This window comes from Halolamina salina, assembly GCF_042678005.1.
Classification (GTDB): domain Archaea; phylum Halobacteriota; class Halobacteria; order Halobacteriales; family Haloferacaceae; genus Halolamina; species Halolamina salina.
Genome location: NZ_JBHUDH010000099.1, coordinates 1 through 2,228 on the forward strand (window position 1 = coordinate 1; position 2,228 = coordinate 2,228).

At 73.5% G+C, this 2,228-nt stretch carries 2 protein-coding genes; both read right to left on the reverse strand.

Annotated features, from left to right (window positions below):
* On the reverse strand, window positions 1-669 hold a 669-nt coding region (locus tag ACFR9S_RS09150; protein ID WP_379818471.1), incomplete at its 3' end, for a DUF7289 family protein.
* Window positions 666-2,228, reverse strand: a 1,563-nt coding sequence (locus ACFR9S_RS09155; RefSeq protein WP_379818472.1) for a type II secretion system F family protein, incomplete at its 5' end; no start/stop codon positions are given. The genes ACFR9S_RS09150 and ACFR9S_RS09155, both read right to left, overlap by 4 nt.

The window sequence follows — 2,228 nt, forward strand, 5'->3', positions numbered from 1 at the left end:
GCCCTCCCACGCGCCCGGCGTCGCCGTCTCGACCGCGAGGCGGTACTCGCCGCCGCCGAGTTCGCGGCGCTCGTGGCTCGTCTCGGTCCGCAGCGTCGCCGACACGCTCTCCCCGGCGACCGAGGCGGTTCCGCTCGCGTTCAGGACTGGCAGGCCGACGAGCAGGAGGCCGTCCCCGGTCGCGATCGGCGGCCTCTCGTCCAGCAGGGAGGCGTTCCCGGCTCCGCGGGCGACGGCGCCGGCGAGGAACGTCACCCGGCGCTCGCCCGCCTCGAACACGAGCGCGTCCGCCTCGTGTTCGGCGACGACCCCGTCGCCGTCGAGTAGTCTGACCGTCCGCGATTCGACAGTCAGGCTCCCTTCGCCGAACGCGAGGTCGTGGCGTTCGACGCCGGTCGACTCCGACGGCTCCATCGCCGCGAGCGCGTCAGCGACGCGGTCGGCGTCGGCCGCCGCGGCGTTGCTCTCGACCACGTCTCCGACGCCCGCCGTGAGCGCGCCCATCGAGATCGTGGTGATCGCGAGGAGGAGCGCGACACCGACGACGTGGGATTGTGCGCGGCGGCATGGAGTGCTGTCGCCGCCGCGCTGCGACTGCGCTCGGTGGCATGGGGTGGTGTCGCCGTCGCGCTGTGACTGCCCCCGACGGCGTGGGGTGGTGTCGCTCACGCCAGCCCCACCCCCGCGAACACCGCGGCGGTCAGTCCGGCCAGCAGGCTGGAGTGCAGCAACGCGTCGTAGGGGCCGCGGCTGGCCATCCCCGCGAACCAGCCCGCGGCGATCGAGGTGGCGACGGCGACGACCGCGAACCGGAACCGCTCGCGTTCGGGCTGGATCGCGTTCGGGTCCAGCGCGAACCCGGCGGAGCCGGGCATCGCCGATAGCTGGCTGAACCCGTCGAGCACGTACAGGTCGACCGCGAGGACGATCGCGACCACCAGCAGCGCCGTCACCCAGCCGACGCCGACGTACACCGCGAGGTCGCTGCGAAGCGCCTTCTTTTCGTGATACAGCTGCCCGACCTCGGTCTGGAGTGTCTCGAACACCGACTCGGTGTCGCTGCCGGCGTCGAGCGCCCCCGTCACCAGCCCCATCGTCTGGGCCGCAAGCGGTGTGCCCACGCGATCGACGAACCGCGACAGCGCCGCAGTCCGGCGATCCGTCCCCGCGGGGCTGTCCGACAGCGAGAGGTCGAACGCCAGCGACGCCACGTCGCCCTGCAGCGGGCCGAGATCCACGTCCTCGGCCACCAGCTCGACCGCCTCGCCGAACGGTCGCCCGAGCCCGACGTGGCCCGAGACGGCGTGGACGAACTCCTGTATCTCCCGGTCTTTCGCGTCGTCGATACGTGCGCGGCGGACCGCGACGGCGCCGACCGGGATCCCCCACGCGACGTAGCCCGCGAGCAGCGAGCCGAGCGGATGGATCCGGGCGAGGTGTCCCGCGCCGATCCCCACGAGCGCCAGCGGCGCGAGCACGAGCGCGGCGCTTGCGGGGTTGGTCGGCGCCGAGCGCAGCGTCGCGATCGCCCCCTCGGGCCGGCTGTACGTCACCTGCCGCTCGGTCGGGCGGAGGTGGCCCACCGTCGCCGCCGCACCGGCGCCGACGAGCAGGACGAAGCCGGCGGCGCCGTAGATGAGCGCCGCACGCTGGGTGATCGACCCCAGCGGCGTCGGGAGGGGGGCCGAGAGCCCCGGCGCGAGCACGCTCATCACCGTCAGTACGACCACCAGCAGCGCGGGCATCACGAGCAGCACGACGAACAGCTCCGCGACCAGTTCGAGGAAGCCCTCGTTGCGCCGCTGAGCCTGCGAGCGCTGGTGGCCGAGCATCCGCGCCTCGAGCCCGAGGTAGTTCGCCAGCGCGTCGCCGCCCTGCTCGCTGTGTTCGCGGAACTTCAACAGGAACGGCGCGAGCGTGTCCCGCGAGGGGGTGTCGCGGGCGACACGTCGCAGTCCTTCGTCGAGACTCCCGGTGAGTGCGGCGGTGTTGAGCACCTTCCGCGCCGCGACCGCGGTCTCGCCGTAGGCGTCGTTCTCGGCGACCTTCCGGAGCATCGCCCGCGGCCCGTCGGCGCCGGAGGAGAGTGCATGGAGGTAGCGGGCGGCGCCGGGGAGGGTGCGCTCGATGTCGGCCTTCCGGGCGCTTGCCAGCCAGCCGAGGTAGCGCCCGCCGAGGGCGATCACCCCGCGGCGGGCCACGACACCGACCAGTCTTCCGACGACGGC